This is a genomic window from Streptomyces sp. NPDC088812, from assembly GCF_044750285.1.
Classification (GTDB): Bacteria; Actinomycetota; Actinomycetes; order Streptomycetales; family Streptomycetaceae; genus Streptomyces.
This window is the reverse complement of sequence record NZ_JBIVJP010000002.1, coordinates 326,094-341,459: the sequence shown is the minus strand read 5'-3', so window position 1 is coordinate 341,459 and position 15,366 is coordinate 326,094. Positions and strand designations below refer to the sequence as shown.

Sequence of the window (15,366 nt, the reverse complement as noted above, 5' to 3'; positions counted from 1 at the left end):
GTGATCAGCCGTCGCCGGAACGGACGGTTCAGGAGGGTGCAAGGTTGTACGGCGGATGCCGGGGGGACCGGGGCCGGCGTCAGGCCTCCCAGTAGTCGCTCAGTACGCAGCCGTCGACGAGGGCCGACTCCGTCCGGTAGTCGCTCGGCGGGGCGAAGTCCGCGTCGCAGGTGAAGAAGGCGAGTTCGGAGTGCGACAGGGCCTCGACCTGGTCGTCACCGACCGGGACGACCACGATGTTCTCGCCGACGGCGAACTCGTCACCACTGGCCTTGGCCTGGGTCTCGAACTTCTTCATGTCCGACACGGTCAGCAGGGCTATGGGATACGTGAAGTCCTTGCACACGGCGCGGCCCGTGATGCCCCAGGCGGGATCCGCCTCCTCCTCCTTGCCCCAGGCGGTGTCCGAGCCGTCGTGGGCGGCATCGTAGGCGTCGCCCGTCTCGACCTCCTTGCAGGAGGTGTACAGGTCGACGTACCTCGCGAGGGCGGTGGTGTCCGTCGCCTCGGGGAGCGCGCCGTCGAAGCCCTGTTCGGTGGTGCCGCCGAGCGACACGCCGCCGGTGGCGGGTGCCGTCGTACGGGCCCAGCTCGGCGCGGTGGTCGTCCCTGTGGTGTCGGCGGCGGCGGTGTCGTCGTCCTCGCATCCCGTCACCGCCGTCAACGCGACCAGTGTGATGCCGACCGTGAGTGCCCGCCTGATGCCCATGGTGTCCCCGTTCAACGCGTGATGATCGACTTGACCGTACACGGGCACCCCGGCGCGTCCCTCCGGTCGTTGTTCAGGAGGGTGCAAGGTTGTACGGCGGGTGCCTGAGGTGCTGGAGGAGGGCGGCGAGGGGGGCCGGGGTGGTGGACAGGACGGTGTCCGGGGCGTCGCTCTCGCGGAGGCGGATCCCGCCGTCAGCGGTGGGGGCGACGTAGAGGCACTCTCCTTGCGGGCCGCCGCTGAACGACGACTTCTGCCACGTGAGGTGTTCAGGCATCCGGGCCTCCTCAAAGGGTGTAGAGCAGGTGCTGGATGAGGGCCAGCGAGTCCTTCACGGAGTGTGCTTCCGGGGCCAACGATACGTCGACGGGAGCGAGGGCGTACTCGGCGAGACTCTCGAACAGCGTCCCGTACTGGGTCTGGCTGGGGTGGTCGCCCAAGTACTGGATGCTGCCGAAGTGTTCGAGTACCACTGTGCCCAGTTCGGCGACGGCGGGGACGACGTGGACGAAGCTGCTGGAGAGAGCCGGGTGAGCCCGCGAGGTGAACGGATAGATCTGCACGGTGACGTTGGGCAGCCGGGACAGTTCGATGAGGCGCAGCAGTTGACCACGCAGCACCTCGGTGCCGCCGAACCGCATGTGCAGAGCGGATTCATGGATCACGGCGTGTACGGCGGGCGGGTTGTCGCGGGTGAGTACGCGCTGCCGCTCCATACGGAACTCCAGTGCCTCATCGATCCGTTCGAAGCCCAGGCCCGGGGTGACGAAGAGCGCTCGCGCGTAGTCCGCGGTCTGGAACAGGCCCGGGATGAGCAACGGCTGGTGCACCCGTAGCGCGACGGCGTTTTCTTCCAGCTCCGCCATGTTCAGCGGGCCCTGTTCCATCGGCTTCTTGTAAGCGGTCCACCACCCCTTGCCGGTGGCCTCGGACATGGCGACAAGGGCGTCGATATAGGTCTCATCTTTGCATGCGTAGAGACGGCAGAGTTGGCGGAGCCGCTCCGTCAGGATGGTGGTCTTCGCCGTTTCGATCTGGCTCAGCTGGGCCCGGCCCATACCGATCCGTTCGGCGGCCTCACCGGCACTCAAACCTGCCTTTTCGCGCAGTTGTTTGAGTTCGAATCCGAGTCGTCGTTGGCGTTCGGTGATGGTGGTGCGCAGTCCCACGGGTCACTCCTAGTCCGGTCGCCCAAAGTCTCTCCCTGTCGGGTGAGTTCGTCCACCGATCTAGGTGAGTAGCTTGAAAATTGTAAACCTCTATCTCTACCGTAAGTGTGGAACCGGTCACGCACCGGAATCGCTCCCCCTGTGCCGCAAGGAGCCACCCTCATGAACCCAGCCCGCAGCGCCGCCCACCGGCCCGCGCGACTCCTCTGGGAGTACAGCCTGTTCGCGCCAGCGGACGTGACCTCGCCCCGCGTCTGCCGGGACTTCGTCCGCGCTGTCCTCGTCACCCATGACCGCGAGCCCCTCGTCACCCCTGCCGCCCTGTGCACCTCGGAACTCATCACCAACGTGCACCTGCACACCAAGGGCACGGCCATGCTCCGTCTCCGCCTCACCCCGGTGCGGCTGCGCGTCAGCGTCTTCGACGAGAGCCCGGACCCGCCGGTGGTCGGGTACCCGACCACCGGGGCCGTCGCCTGCTGGGGCAGGGGGCTCGCGCTCGTCGAGGAGATGGCGGATGTGTGGGGGGTCGCCGAGGAGCGGGCGGGGCGGTACGCGAAGGGGGTGTGGTTCGAACTGGGGCCAGCGACACCGGCGTGAGCGCGGCGTGCGGGCCCCGTGATCCGGTGCGTTACGGGCCGGTGGCTGCCGCTCCTCCGGCCGGAAGGGACTCGGTGCCGTCGGAGGCGACAGCGGTCACCCAGTAGTAGTGGGTGGTTCCGGGAGCAGGGTCGAGATCGTCGTACTCGAAGGTGTTCTGGTCGACTTCGGCGAGCTTCTCGTACGCAGACGTTTCCGGGTTCCAACGGTAGACGCGGTAGCCACCGGCCGCCTCGGGAGAGGACACCTCGAGGCCGGTCCACTCCATCCGGACGCTTCCGTCGTACCGCTGCTGCATCCGCAGGTACAGCGGCGATCCCTCGGGCGTCGTCAGGCTCGGCCGGGTGTCGAGCTCGGTCGACACCCGGAAGCCGGTGCCGCTCACCGATGTGAAGGCAGAGTTGCCATGCTTGTCGACCACGTTCACGAAGAAGCACGCCTCCTCGCCGTCCGCGGCGGTGAGGTACGTCATCGACGTTGCCGTCGTCCAGTCTCCCACCTCGTAGTACGAACAGGTCCTCTGCTCGCCGCTGATCAGGACCGTTCCCCGGTAGAGCCGGTAGTACGACGCGTCGGATGCCGGGCTGGCGTCCCAGCTCAGCTCGAAGCCGTACTCGGTGGGAGTCGGGGTCAGCCCCGTGACGGGGGGCGGCGGGACGCCGTCGCGGCCTCCCTCGACGACCTCGGAGGGCGCGGACTCGTTGCCCGCCGCGTCCACCGCCGTCACACGGTAGAAGAAGGACGACTGGTCAGGGATCGACGTGTCCGTGAACCAGCTCCACTGAGTAGTGCCCACCAGGGTGAACACGCCGTTCGGGTCTGCCGCCCGGTACACCCTGTACGAGGCTGCCTCGTCAATCACCATGGACCAGCTGAGGTGGGCACCGTCCTCGTTCACGGTGCCGTACAACGAGGGAGCCCCCGGCGCCGTCCTGTCGACGGTGACGATCGATTTCTCGGCGGTCGCACGCGAGTAGTTGTTCGCCTTGTCGTAGGCGCGGACCTGGTAGACGTAGGTCTGGCCCGCAGCCGGCGGGGTGTCCGTGTAGGAAGCCGACTTCGTCGCGAGCAAGGCGGTCCAGTCGTCCACGGTCTCGAGTCGGCGGTAGACCCGGTAGCCCACGAGATCCATCTCTTTGTTGCTCGCCCAGGTGAGCTTCGCCTTGCCGGTGGCCTTGTCGTATGCGACGGCGAACCCCGTCGGCGGCAGCGGCTTCGTCTTGTCCACCGACGCCGACGTGCGGGGCCCGTACGTGAACTTCACGTTCGCCTTGCCCGTCCAGTTGACGTAGTCGATGCGGAGGGTGTGCTTGCCGTAGGGCATGGAGAAGTTGAGCGTCTTGGAGACCGTCGACGAGACGTTCTTCCACAGGCTGATCTTGCGGGCGCCGTCGACGTACACCCGGATGCCGTCCTGGGCGGCGGCGGTGAAGGTGAACGGGCCGCCGGAGCCGAAGTCGCGGGTGACCGTCCAGCGGACGCCGAAGTTGTTGGACGGGACGCCGGAGGCCGGGGCCTTGGTGCCCCAGTTCTCGTTGATCGCGGCGTCGCAGGCGGTCTTCTTCGGGGTGCCGGAGAAGGTGGTGTTCGCGAAGATCTGCCGCTTGTAGACGGGGGAGGCGCAGGTCGTCGCGGCGGCGGCGGGGGTGGCGGCCACGGTGACCAGGCCGCCCGTCAGGGCGAGCGTGACGGTGGTCGCCAGTCCGACTAAGACTGTGCGCTTCTTGTTGTTCGAACGGCCCATGCGGTCCGTTTGCTCCTCTGCTCGGCGGGAGACGGCGGGGGCGGCCGTCCTGTGATCGACTCGCGAGGTGCCGTCGTGGTTGTGCGGTTCCTCGGTGTCTCCTGAGGTGCCGTCGAGTGAAGGGCCCGTAAAGGGTGTTTGGAGGGGAGTTCGCCTCATCTCCATGCGTCTTCACGCGCTAAGCGGAGGGTGATGTTGCTACTTCGTTAAGTAGTACCGCTTGACGTCGGTGGTCGCCGACGCGTTGGCTTTTGAAGTACCTGGGTCAGCATGCCGAACCCATGTCCGGAACATACGCACCTGAAGTGAGCCCCCTAATGCGCCGTCGTATCGCCATGGCCGTGGCCGCATCCACGCTGTCCCTCTCACTCGCCGGATGCGGGATGCTGAGCGCCACCGAGGACGCCGCCGACGCGACACCGGCCAAGGGCAACGACATGACCATCGGCATGCTGATGCCGGAGAAGACGAACACCCGGTACGAGCAGTTCGACTACCCCATCCTCAAGGAGAAGGTCGCCTCCCTCACCGGCGACAAGGGCAAGGTCGAGTATGCCAACGCGGCCGCCGACGCGGACACCCAGGTGACGCAGATGCAGCGGATGATCGACGAGAAGGTCGACCTCATCCTGCTGGACGCCGTCGACGCGGAGTCCATCGCGGACAGCGTGCAGAAGGCCAAGGACGCGGGCATCCCGGTCATCGCCTACGACCGCCTGGCCGAGGGGCCGATCGACGCGTACGTCTCCTTCGACAACGAGCTGGTCGGCGAGGTGCAGGGCCGCAGCCTCCTGGAGGCGCTCGGCACGGCCGACACCTCCGACGAGATCGTCATGATGAACGGCTCGCCGACCGACCCGAACGCCGCGCAGTTCAAGGCCGGCGCGCTGAGCGAGCTCCAGGACCAGGTGACGATCGCCGAGTCCTACGACACCAAGGACTGGAGCCCGGAGATCGCCCAGTCCCAGATGGCCGAGGCGATCGAGAAGATCGGCAAGGGCGACATCGCGGCCGTCTACTCCGCGAACGACGCCATGGCCGGCGGCATCATCGACGCCCTCCAGGCCGCGGGCTACAGCGACGCCGACCTGCCGCCGATCACCGGCCAGGACGCGGAACTGTCCGCCGTGCAGCGGATCGTCAGCGGCCAGCAGTACATGAGCGTGTACAAGCCCTACCCGGAGATGGCGGAGGCCGCCGCGGAGATGGCCGTCGCCAAGGTGCGGGGCCGGGAGATCCAGTTCGACTCCCTCACCCGTGACACGGTCGACAGTGCCACCGACAAGGACATCCCGGCCCAGCTGGTCACCGTGGTCGCGCTGACGAAGTCCAACATCGAGAGCACGGTCGTCGCGGACGGCATCTACGAGGTGTCCGACATCTGCACCGCCAAGTACGAGGCCGCCTGCGCGGCCATCAAGCTCAACTGACGCCGACGGCGCGGCGGAAGGGGGGTACGCGCATCGCGTGCCCCCCTTTCGTGTGCCCCGGTGCGCCGGCGGCTCCCGCGTCCCGCCGCTCCCCGCCCGCGTCCCGCCGCTCCCCGCCCCGAAACCCGGGCGGAACGGGCGGGCCCGAAACTTCTGACACCCCCAACTTGTTGCAGTGCGAACGGCGGAGGCCGGTAGATACCCGTACGTACCGAAGGATTTCGGCGGCTCGGGCGGGTCGAGCCGTGTTGCGGAGCCGGTCCGGTCCGCGCATAGTTGCGCTGCGGAAGCGGCGGACAGCGGGGGTGGGATGGGCGATGGCCGGGCACGGGACGGAGGAGCATCCTCACGGTGCTGACCGACTGTGCGAGGCCGGGGATCGCGTGTATTCCCGGGCCGTACGGCGGGGCCGTGTGCTGCGCCGGGACGCCGAGCCGGTGCCCTGTCTGCTGGAGCTCGCCCTGCTCCACCCGGACCCCGACGACATGGACTGGCTGGTGCCGACCTCCCCGCAGGAGGTCATGACCCGGCTGCTGCGCGGACTGTACGACGAGGTCAGCGCGAGCCAGCGGCGGATGGGCTCGGCAGTGGCCGCCTTCGAGTGGTACGCGGGCCTGGGCGGACCGGCGCCGGCCCCGGCGGCCGGGGAGGGCGCGGCGATCCGCGTCCTGGACGGCGCCTCCCGCATCCAGGCGGCCCTGGACCAGGCGACGGACGCGTGTACGACCGAGGTGCTGACGGTCCAGCCCGGCGGCATCCGGCGCGAGCACGAGCTGTCCGAGGGCCTGCACCGGGCGCTGGCGCTGCGCGGGCGGGGCGTGCGGATGCGGGACCTGTACAACCATGTGGCCCGGCACGGCCAGGGCCTGCTCAACTACTTGGAGCTGATGGGCGACACGGTCGAGGCGCGGACCCTGGACGAGGTCGTCGACCGGCTGATGCTCTTCGACCGGACGGTCGCCTTCATCCCCGCCAACGCCGACCGCACGATGGCGCTGGAGCTGCGCCACCCGGCCCTGATCGCCTACCTGGTCACCGTCTTCGAACGCCTCTGGCGGCTGGCGATCCCGCTGACCGCGCCGCTGCCCGACACCCGGATCGAGGGCATCTCGCACCGGGAGCAGTCCATCGCCGCGCTGCTGGCGGAGGGGCACCAGGACGCGGTGATCGCGGAGCGGCTGGGCATCAGCGTCCGCACCTGCCGGGCGCACATCGCCCGTCTGTCGGAGACGCTGGGCGCGGCGAGCCGTACCCAGCTGGGCGTGCGGATCGCGCAGGTGGGCCTGGACGGGCACCTGCCCGAGGTGTCCGCGCCGGTCATCGTTCCCGGTCGAGGATCCCCGACCGTCCGATGAGGTAGCCGAGCTGGGCACGGCTCTCACTGCCGAGGGTGGCGGCCAGTTTGGCGATGTGGACGCGGGCGGTGCGGACGTTCATGCCGAGGCGGTCGGCGATGACGGTGTCGGTGTGGCCCTCGACGAGGAGGGCGGCGATCGCGCGCTGGCGGGCGGTGACGCCGTTGAGACTGGGCTGCCGGACGGCCTCGGGGTACATCGGTGTCGCGAGCCGCCAGAGGCGGTCGAAGACGGTGGCGAAGTAGTCGATCAGGGCGGGGTGGCGGACCTCCAGGGCGAGGGTGCGGTCCCTGCTGGCGGGGAGGAAGGCAACGGTGCGGTCGACGATGAGGAGGCGCTCGGTGATCTCGTCGAGGGTGCGGGCCTCCACGTCGCCCCGCAGCCGTTCGTAGCGCGCCTGGACCGTCGGGATGTGACGGGTGGTGTGCTGGTAGAGCGTGCGGATGCGGCCGCCGCGGTCGAGGAAGGCCTGGTCGCGGTCGAGGGCCTCGGCGTGCACCTCGGGCGGCGGGCCCACGTGGCTCGCGTGCGGCTGGATGGCCAGCACCTCGCCGGTGGCCCGCGTCATGGTGCGCGTGATGACCTGGTTGATCCGGCCGAGCCCGCTGATCAGGACGAGTTCGGCGGAGTCCGCCGGGTCGGCACCGGGCACGGCGAGCGCGAGGAGCGGTGCGAACGCCTCGGCGAGCCGCGTCTCCTGCCGGCGCCGGCGGGCTATGTCCTCGGCGACGGCGCGCAGCAGGCGGGGCAGGGCGACGGCCGGGGCCAGCGGGTGCAGCCGGTGCGGGTCGCCGCGGTCGGGCCGCAGGAGCCCGGCGTCGACCAGGCAGGGGTACTGCTCCGCCTCGTGCGCCGGGACGCCGCCCGACCGCAGGGCGCGCGCGTAGAGCTCCAGGGCCGCCTCGCAGGGCCCGTCCGGACCGTGGTCGTGCGCTGCCGCAGTCACGAGTGACTCTCTCCTCGGGTGTGCGGTGCTCCCGGTTCAGCGTGCGGGGTGGTGTCGGGGGTGGCGCGGCCGGCCCGGGGGGCGATGGGGCCGTTGGGGCCGGACGGGCCGGTGGGGTTGGTGGGGAGCACCGTGGGCTGGTGGGGGGACCGATGGGCTGGTGAGGCCGTGAGGCCGTGGGGCCGTGGGGCCGTGGGGCCGTGAGGCCGTGAGACCTGGGCCGTGGGGCTGTGGGGCCGGTGGGGCTGGTGGGACCGCCAGGGCCGGCGGGTCCCGTGCGACGGGTAGGGCGATGCTGCCCGGGCGGCTGGTGCGGGATGCCCGGAGGGCCGTGCGGGACGGCTGGAGGGGTGAGGGCGGAACGGCCGGAGGGGTCGTGCGGGACGGCCGGAGGGGTGGGGTGGGACGGCCGGAGGGGTGGGGTGGGATGCCTGGACGGGTGGGGCGTGCTGCCCGGAGGGAGAGGGGGCGGGCGTGCCGGTCCGGGCGTCCCGGCGGGTGGGTCAGTGCTCCCGGTCGAGGATTCCCGACTGGGCGATGAGGTAGCCGAGCTGGGCGCGGCTGCCGCTGCCCAGGGCGGTGGCGAGCTTGGCGATGTGGGCGCGGCAGGTGCGGACGTTCATCCCGAGCCTGCGGGCGATGGCTTCGTCGACGTGTCCCTCGACGAGGAGCTTGGCGATGGAGTGCTGGATGTCGGTGATGCCGTCCGGGTCGGTCTCGTACGGTGTGCCGGCCCTGAGGGGCACCGCGCGGCCCCACATGAACTCGAAGACCTTGGTGAGGTAGCTGACGAGGCCCGGGTGCCGCAGTTCGAGGGCGACCTGCCGGTCGTCGCGGATGGGGATGAAGGCGACGGCCTCGTCGCAGATGATCAGACGCTCGACGAGTTCGTCGATGGTGCGGTACTCGACCTTGCCGTCGGTGAACTGGTCGACGTACGCCAGCCGGTCGGGGCTGTAGCGGGCCGTGTGCTGGTACAGGGTGCGGATGCGCACGCCGCGCTCGATCAGCGGCCTGTCGCGCTCCAGGGCCTCCAAAAGCCGGTTCTCGGGGCTGCGGCGGCCGCTGGGCTGCACGGTGAGCATCTCGGTGCGGCACTGCGAGGTGGCGAGGTCGAGCGCGGCGTTGATCCGGTCGAGGCCCTCCAGCACGGTGATCGAGTGGGTGGGGGCGGTCTCCTGGGCGCTGAGGGCCATGAAGGGTTCGAAGACGTCGGTGAGCGCGATCGACAGCCGCCGGCTCTCGGTGATCTCGCGTTCGAGGGGGTGCAGCCGCTGGGCCAGGGCGATGGACGGGGGAACCGGCCGCAGCCAGTTGGCGTCGTCGGGGTCGGGGTGGAGGAGGGCGAACTCCATCAGGCAGGGAGCGGGCTCGACGTCGGCACGGAGGATGCGGCCGGTGCGCAGGGCGTTCGCGTAGAGACGGCTTCCCTCCTCACACAGCTCGGTCACCGCATGGGGATGTGCCGCCTTAGTCCCATTTGTTGCCAAATCTCCACCCCCCAGGGTCCTGAACATGCAGGAACATGATGCACCGATCGTGTGGCCATGACGTGCCTGAATGAGCCATCGTCTTACTCGACGGGGGAAGAGGGGACCTTCAAGTGAGGACGAAGCCGACTATGCGTAAGAGAATGCTTCGCTCGGTGCTTGTCGCCGCCTTCTCCGCCGTTGTGGCCGTCGGAACGCTGGTCGGCCTCTCCGAAGCGAAGAGCGACGCGCACAAGACGGGTGGTGCTCAGACCGTGATCGCCGCGGTCTCCAGCGAGGACACGCAGGTCGTCCCCCTTGACAGCAGGTGGGACTGATCACGATGACCACACCACCCGACGATCGTTCGTTCCGCCGCGAGATGGCCACCGCCTACCGCTCCGGCTGGCACTTCATCGACCTGGTCACCGCCATCCCCCACAGCGGCGACTCGTTGATGGTGACCGTGTTCGGGGAGCCGGTGGTCGTGACGCGGGACGACGACGACGACGTACGGGCCTTCCGGTGTCTGCGGCGGCCCCGGGGTGCGCCGCAGCCCGTCCGGTGTGCCATCCGGTACGGAATGATCTTCGTGAACCTGGATCAGCGTGACCACCAGCTGGCGGAGCCGGTGAGCCCCGCCGCCCCCAGGACCATCTCAGCCACCCCCCGCAGTGCCTGACGCGATTCCCCCGTCGTAACAGATCGCCTCAGGTGCTTCCCCCCGCAGCGGCGTCACCGTGACCTGAACACGGTGACGCCGCTGCAGTTTGCGGTGACATGTCGGGTGCGGAATCCTCGAGCGGTGGCCGAAAAGCGGTGGGTGTGGAACTGGTCACCCTCGGTGCCGACCAGTGCCGACCGGTGCCGACCGGTGCCGACCGGTGCCGACCGGTGCCGACCGGTGCCGACCGGGCGGTCGGCCCGCCTTTCCGTCCGCTCCGCCCCCGCTCTCTCCGTCCGCCCCGTCCGCCCCGTCCGCGCCGTCCGCTCCGCGGTCCGCCGGCCTCAGCCCCGGCCCATGGCCCCGCTCAGTTCGATCTCGATCACCACGCGGGTGGGATTGGGGCGCGGGGCGTGCCCGTAGCGCTCCGCGTAGCGGCGCTCGGCCTCGGCGACGCGCTCCGGGTCCGCGTGGACGAAGGCCCGGCCCTCCAGGGTGGCCCAGCGGCGGCCGTCCACCTGGCAGACCGCGACGCGGGCCCCCGCGGGGCCGGCGGCCCGGACGTTGGCCGCCTTGGCGCTGGCTCCGTCGGTGATGACGCGAGCGATACGGGCCCCGGGATCGTATGTGACACCGACCGGAACCACGTGCGGGGAACCGTCCGGGCGTGGTGTGGTCAGGGTGCACAGGTGGCGTTCACGCCAGAAGGCGAGGTACGCGGCGTCGGGGGCGCCCGGGTTCTGCGGGTATGCGGCCATGGTGCGGAACTTAGTCGCCGCGTGACTCCCCACCACTGCCTTGAGTGGAATAGACTCAAGTTTGTGTACGTTGTGCGAGTCAGTGTGACGGCTGACGCAAGGAGGAGACAGCGAACGTGGACGCCGAGCTGACCAACCGGAGCCGGGACGCCATCCAGACGGCCGGCAACCGGGCCGTGTCCGAGGGACACCCCGACCTCACCCCAGGCCACCTGCTCCTCGCGCTGCTCCAGGGGCAGGACAACGAGAACATCGTCGATCTGCTCGCCGCCGTCGACGCCGACCAGGCGGCCGTGCGGGCCGGCGCCGAGAAGGTGATCGGCGCGCTGCCCAGCGTGACCGGGTCCACCGTCGCGCCCCCGCAGCCCAACCGCGAGCTGCTCGCCGTGATCGCGGACGCGCAGGCGCGGGCCCGGGAGCTGGGCGACGAGTACCTGTCGACCGAGCACCTGCTCATCGGGATCGCCGCCAAGGGCGGGCAGGCCGGTGATGTGCTCGCCCGGCAGGGCGCCACCCCGAAGAAGCTCCTCGACGCCTTCCGCAAGGCCCGCGGCGGACGCCGGGTGACCAGCGCCGACCCGGAGGGGCAGTACAAGGCGCTGGAGAAGTTCGGCACGGACTTCACCGCCGCCGCGCGGGAGGGCAAGCTCGACCCCGTCATCGGACGGGACACCGAGATCCGCCGTGTCGTGCAGGTGCTGTCCCGGCGCACCAAGAACAACCCCGTCCTCATCGGCGAGCCCGGCGTCGGCAAGACCGCCGTCGTGGAGGGGCTCGCCCAGCGGATCGTCAAGGGGGACGTGCCCGAGTCCCTCAAGGACAAGCGGCTCGTCGCGCTGGACCTGGGCGCGATGGTCGCCGGCGCGAAGTACCGCGGTGAGTTCGAGGAACGGCTGAAGACCGTCCTCGCCGAGATCAAGGACTCCGACGGGCAGATCATCACCTTCATCGACGAACTGCACACCGTCGTGGGCGCGGGCGCCGGCGGGGACTCCGCCATGGACGCGGGCAACATGCTCAAGCCCATGCTGGCCCGCGGTGAGCTGCGCATGGTCGGCGCGACCACGCTGGACGAGTACCGGGAGCGGATCGAGAAGGACCCCGCCCTGGAGCGGCGCTTCCAGCAGGTGCTGGTCGCCGAGCCGACCGTCGAGGACACCATCGCGATCCTGCGCGGGCTCAAGGGGCGGTACGAGGCCCACCACAAGGTGCAGATCGCGGACAGCGCGCTGGTCGCCGCCGCGACGCTCTCCGACCGGTACATCACCTCCCGCTTCCTGCCCGACAAGGCCATCGACCTCGTCGACGAGGCCGCCTCCCGGCTGCGCATGGAGATCGACTCGTCCCCCGTCGAGATCGACGAACTCCAGCGCGCCGTCGACCGGCTGAAGATGGAGGAGCTGGCCCTCGGCAGGGAGACCGACCCCGCCTCCCGCGAGCGGCTGGAGAAGCTGCGCCGCGACCTCGCCGACAAGGAGGAGGAGCTGCGCGGCCTCACCGCCCGCTGGGAGAAGGAGAAGCAGTCCCTCAACCGGGTCGGCGAGCTGAAGGAGAAGCTCGACGAACTCCGCGGCCAGGCCGAACGCGCCCAGCGCGACGGCGACTTCGACTCCGCCAGCAAGCTGCTGTACGGCGAGATCCCGGCCGTCGAGCGCGACCTGGAGGCCGCGTCCGAGGCCGAGGAGGAGGCCGCGAAGGACACCATGGTCAAGGAGGAGGTCGGCTCCGACGACATCGCCGACGTCGTCGCCTCCTGGACCGGCATCCCGGCCGGCCGGCTCCTGGAGGGCGAGACGCAGAAACTGCTGCGCATGGAGGAGGAGCTGGGCCGGCGGCTCATCGGCCAGGGCGAGGCCGTCCGCGCCGTGAGCGACGCCGTACGCCGGTCCCGGGCCGGCATCGCCGACCCCGACCGCCCCACCGGCTCCTTCCTCTTCCTCGGCCCGACCGGCGTCGGCAAGACCGAGCTCGCCAAGGCGCTCGCCGACTTCCTCTTCGACGACGAGCGGGCGATGGTCCGCATCGACATGTCCGAGTACGGCGAGAAGCACAGCGTCGCCCGGCTCGTCGGCGCGCCCCCCGGGTACGTCGGCTACGAGGAGGGCGGCCAGCTCACCGAGGCCGTACGCCGCCGCCCGTACAGCGTGGTCCTGCTGGACGAGGTGGAGAAGGCGCACCCCGAGGTCTTCGACGTCCTGCTCCAGGTGCTCGACGACGGCCGTCTCACGGACGGGCAGGGGCGCACGGTCGACTTCCGCAACACCATCCTGGTGCTGACGTCCAACCTGGGCAGCCAGTTCCTGGTCGACCCGGTGTCGACGGAGGAGGAGAAGAAGGAGCAGGTCCTGGAGGTCGTCCGGGCCTCCTTCAAGCCGGAGTTCCTCAACCGGCTCGACGACCTGGTCGTCTTCTCCGCCCTGAGCAAGGACGAGCTGGGCCGGATCGCCCGCCTCCAGATCGACCGCCTGGCCCGGCGGCTGGCCGAGCGGCGCCTCACCCTGGAGGTCACCGACGCGGCCCTGGCCTGGCTCGCCGACGAGGGCAACGACCCGGCCTACGGCGCCCGCCCCCTGCGCCGCCTCGTCCAGACCGCCATCGGCGACCGCCTCGCCAAGGAGATCCTGGCGGGCGAGGTCAAGGACGGCGACACGGTCCGAGTGGACGCCTTCGGCGACGGACTCCTCGTGGGCCCCGCCACGGCGGAGCCGGCGGCCAAGACGCTCTGACGGCGGCCGGGCGCACGGCACGGGCTCCGCACCGCCGCGGCGGTGCGGAGCCCCGGGAATCCGGGGCGGACCCGTGCGCTCCGCCGCCCGGGGAGGGCCGGGCGGCCGGATCCCGTCAGCCCGTGGCATACACACCGGGCCGGGGTTGCCATCCCCCGCCCCCTCTGGGGGAGGATGGCGGAATCCGTACGAAGGGAAAATCACGGTGAGCATCGACCCGTCCTCGATTCCGAACTTCGGGGGCCAGCCCGAGCCGCAGCCCCAGGGACCGGCGGGCCCCGTCGTTCCGGATCAGGACCTCGTGAAGCAGCTCCTCGACCAGATGGAGCTGAAGTACGTCGTCGACGACGAGGGTGACCTCGCGGCGCCGTGGGAGGAATTCCGTACGTACTTCATGTTCCGCGGCGAGGGCGACCAGGCGGTCTACTCGGTGCGTACGTTCTACGACCGCCCCCACAAGATCGACGACAAGCCGCAGTTGCTGGAGTCCGTCGACGACTGGAACCGTCGCACCCTGTGGCCCAAGGTCTACACCCACACCCACGACGACGGCACCGTCCGCCTCATCGGCGAGGCGCAGATGCTGATCGGCGCCGGGGTGAACATCGAGCTGTTCGTCTCCTCGACGGTGAGCTGGGTCCGCGCCGCCATCGAGTTCGACAAGTGGCTCGCGGAGCAGCTGGGCCTGGAGAAGGAGGTCAACGACGCGGACCCGCCCGAGGAGGGCGACGACGCGTGACGCCTCGCGACACGGCGTGAGGCCCGGCGGCGACGGCGTACCGGCGCGTACGACCGGACACGCCCCGTCCGCACGACAGAGCCCGGCCCGGGCCGCGACCACCACGGTCGCGGCGGGGCCGGGCTCTCGCCGTCGTCAGGAGGGGAAAATCGTCAGGAGGTGAAGGGCACGGCGTCCTGCGCGGCGGTGTGCCAGTTGGTGACGAGGGGCTGGTCCACGAGGACGGTGCCGACCTCCAGGGACTCCGGGTTGGGGTCGTCGGACGCGGCGGAGACGATCATCGTGGTGTATTCGACGCCCTCGTCCCCACTGGTGCTCTTGGGGCTGAGACCGGCGTAGGCCGTCGTGTCACCGGAGAGGGTGAGCTCGTCCCCGGCGACCTGCTCGGCGGCGGCGGCCTCTATGCCGCCGGAGCCGAAGGCCACCACGGGCAGACCGCCGGGCAGCACACAGGTGATGCCCTCCTTGGCCTTCACGCTGATCAGGAAGTAGCCGCCCGCCTGGCTCATCTCCTTGGCGCTCCAGGTCAGGTCGTTGGTACCGCAGGACTGGCCGTAGCCGGTCTTGTCCCCGGCCTCGTCGGAGGCGTCGGTGCCGGAGCCGGACGAGCCGCCGGACGTCGCGGAGGAGCCGCTGCCGCTCGTCCCCGAGCCCGAGGCACCCGGCGTGGCGGACCCCGACGCGGCAGACCCCGACGCGGCGGTCCCGGACGTGGTGGACTCCGCCGAGGCGGCGGGGGACGTCGCGGTGGCGTCGCCCTCGCAGGCGGTCATCAGCAGACCGGCCGAGACGGCGGCGGTGACGACGAGAGCGGTGCGCAGACGGCGGCTGTTCATGGGAGGTCCTTTCGGGGCAGCTCGTGCGCTGCCGTACGGCAGCCCGGTCAGCTGCTCGTTTCTCTCTTCCGATCAGCATGACGAGGGCGGAGGCGCGTGGGTTCGGCGCTGTCGTCCAGCAGTGACGGCTGTCACGCGGCTGTGACACTCCCGGTGGCCGGGGCGCGTCATTCCGGCCACCCCGGACCCGGGGGTGACCGGAAAGACGCGCCCCGGCCGGC

Annotated in this window: 15 protein-coding genes; 7 read left to right on the top strand and 8 right to left on the bottom strand. The window is 70.4% G+C overall.

Annotated elements, in window-relative coordinates:
• Nucleotides 1-79: 79 nt before the first annotated feature.
• The 3 genes from ACIP67_RS05310 to ACIP67_RS05300 are packed head-to-tail and all read right to left on the bottom strand — an operon-like array spanning nucleotide 80 to nucleotide 1,878.
• Nucleotides 80-724 (bottom strand): hypothetical protein, encoded by a 645-nt coding sequence (locus ACIP67_RS05310; protein WP_401687645.1) that lies wholly within the window; start codon nucleotides 722-724, stop codon nucleotides 80-82.
• Nucleotides 725-782: 58 nt separating this feature from the next.
• Nucleotides 783-986 (bottom strand): DUF397 domain-containing protein, encoded by a 204-nt coding sequence (locus ACIP67_RS05305; protein ID WP_401687642.1) that lies wholly within the window; start codon nucleotides 984-986, stop codon nucleotides 783-785.
• 10 nt (nucleotides 987-996) lie between these two features.
• Nucleotides 997-1,878, bottom strand: coding sequence for a helix-turn-helix domain-containing protein (locus ACIP67_RS05300; protein WP_401687639.1), 882 nt, complete (start codon nucleotides 1,876-1,878; stop codon nucleotides 997-999).
• A gap of 162 nt (nucleotides 1,879-2,040) precedes the next feature.
• Here ACIP67_RS05300 and ACIP67_RS05295 point away from each other — a divergent pair, with 162 nt between their 5' ends.
• A complete protein-coding gene (locus ACIP67_RS05295; protein ID WP_401687636.1) occupies nucleotides 2,041-2,478 on the top strand; it encodes an ATP-binding protein in 438 nt (145 codons plus the stop codon).
• Between the two features lie 31 nt (nucleotides 2,479-2,509).
• Here the strand turns inward: ACIP67_RS05295 and ACIP67_RS05290 are convergent, their stop codons facing one another.
• Nucleotides 2,510-4,222, bottom strand: coding sequence for a PA14 domain-containing protein (locus ACIP67_RS05290; protein WP_401687633.1), 1,713 nt, complete (start codon nucleotides 4,220-4,222; stop codon nucleotides 2,510-2,512).
• A gap of 317 nt (nucleotides 4,223-4,539) precedes the next feature.
• Between ACIP67_RS05290 and ACIP67_RS05285 the strand changes: the two genes are divergently transcribed.
• Together ACIP67_RS05285 and ACIP67_RS05280 are read left to right on the top strand one after the other, a co-directional pair.
• A complete protein-coding gene (locus ACIP67_RS05285; protein ID WP_401687630.1) occupies nucleotides 4,540-5,652 on the top strand; it encodes a sugar ABC transporter substrate-binding protein in 1,113 nt (370 codons plus the stop codon).
• Between the two features lie 317 nt (nucleotides 5,653-5,969).
• A complete protein-coding gene (locus ACIP67_RS05280) occupies nucleotides 5,970-7,007 on the top strand; it encodes a LuxR C-terminal-related transcriptional regulator (protein WP_401687627.1) in 1,038 nt (345 codons plus the stop codon).
• Here the strand turns inward: ACIP67_RS05280 and ACIP67_RS05275 are convergent.
• Nucleotides 6,970-7,953, bottom strand: a complete 984-nt coding sequence (locus ACIP67_RS05275) for a LuxR C-terminal-related transcriptional regulator (protein ID WP_401687624.1) — start codon at nucleotides 7,951-7,953, stop codon at nucleotides 6,970-6,972. The two genes, ACIP67_RS05280 and ACIP67_RS05275, sit on opposite strands and share 38 nt — an antisense overlap.
• A gap of 503 nt (nucleotides 7,954-8,456) precedes the next feature.
• Complete coding sequence (locus ACIP67_RS05270; RefSeq protein ID WP_401687621.1) at nucleotides 8,457-9,470, bottom strand: helix-turn-helix transcriptional regulator; 1,014 nt, start codon at nucleotides 9,468-9,470, stop codon at nucleotides 8,457-8,459.
• 128 nt (nucleotides 9,471-9,598) lie between these two features.
• On the opposite strand from ACIP67_RS05270, the gene ACIP67_RS05265 reads away from it, so the two are divergent.
• Together ACIP67_RS05265 and ACIP67_RS05260 are read left to right on the top strand one after the other, a co-directional pair.
• Nucleotides 9,599-9,760 (top strand): hypothetical protein, encoded by a 162-nt coding sequence (locus tag ACIP67_RS05265; protein WP_401687618.1) that lies wholly within the window; start codon nucleotides 9,599-9,601, stop codon nucleotides 9,758-9,760.
• A gap of 5 nt (nucleotides 9,761-9,765) precedes the next feature.
• Nucleotides 9,766-10,104 (top strand): hypothetical protein, encoded by a 339-nt coding sequence (locus tag ACIP67_RS05260; RefSeq protein ID WP_401687615.1) that lies wholly within the window; start codon nucleotides 9,766-9,768, stop codon nucleotides 10,102-10,104.
• 326 nt (nucleotides 10,105-10,430) lie between these two features.
• On the opposite strand, the gene ACIP67_RS05255 is transcribed toward ACIP67_RS05260, so the two are convergent.
• Nucleotides 10,431-10,844, bottom strand: a complete 414-nt coding sequence (locus tag ACIP67_RS05255) for a pyridoxamine 5'-phosphate oxidase family protein (RefSeq protein ID WP_401687612.1) — start codon at nucleotides 10,842-10,844, stop codon at nucleotides 10,431-10,433.
• A gap of 116 nt (nucleotides 10,845-10,960) precedes the next feature.
• Between ACIP67_RS05255 and clpB the strand changes: the two genes are divergently transcribed.
• Together clpB and ACIP67_RS05245 are read left to right on the top strand one after the other, a co-directional pair.
• Complete coding sequence (clpB, locus tag ACIP67_RS05250; protein ID WP_401687609.1) at nucleotides 10,961-13,570, top strand: ATP-dependent chaperone ClpB; 2,610 nt, start codon at nucleotides 10,961-10,963, stop codon at nucleotides 13,568-13,570.
• A 205-nt stretch (nucleotides 13,571-13,775) separates the two neighbouring features.
• On the top strand, nucleotides 13,776-14,309 hold the full coding sequence (locus ACIP67_RS05245) for a YbjN domain-containing protein (protein ID WP_401687606.1): 534 nt from the start codon (nucleotides 13,776-13,778) through the stop codon (nucleotides 14,307-14,309).
• A gap of 152 nt (nucleotides 14,310-14,461) precedes the next feature.
• Here ACIP67_RS05245 and ACIP67_RS05240 read toward each other — a convergent pair whose 3' ends face one another.
• Nucleotides 14,462-15,145: a DUF4232 domain-containing protein gene (locus ACIP67_RS05240; RefSeq protein ID WP_401687603.1), complete on the bottom strand. Its 684-nt coding sequence runs from the start codon at nucleotides 15,143-15,145 to the stop codon at nucleotides 14,462-14,464.
• Between the last annotated feature and the right edge of the window lie 221 nt (nucleotides 15,146-15,366).